Consider the following 255-nt stretch of genomic DNA (forward strand, 5'->3'; position numbering starts at 1 on the left):
GTTCATGACTGGGGTGAAGTCGTAACAAGGTAGCCCTAGGGGAACCTGGGGCTGGATCACCTCCTTACCTATACGACTAACTCGATGCTTGGTCGAAAAATGCTCCTGCATTTTCGACATTCGGTACCTCCGTGTACCTTTTGAGTGTTCACACAGATTTGCTTGATAGAAGAAAGAGTAACGATGGGCCTGGTTAAGCGGGTTTATCAAAGATGGGTCTGTAGCTCAGCTGGTTAGAGCGCACCCCTGATAAGG

1 rRNA gene is annotated in these 255 nt (G+C 49.0%); it reads left to right on the forward strand.

Features of this window, described 5'->3' with window-relative positions:
* Positions 1-67 (forward strand): 16S ribosomal RNA (locus tag LZP73_RS21705); the annotation flags it as partial.
* Positions 68-255: the final 188 nt, after the last annotated feature.

Origin of the sequence: Shewanella sp. AS16, from assembly GCF_021412365.1 — a bacterium.
Lineage (GTDB): Bacteria > Pseudomonadota > Gammaproteobacteria > Enterobacterales > Shewanellaceae > Shewanella > Shewanella salipaludis.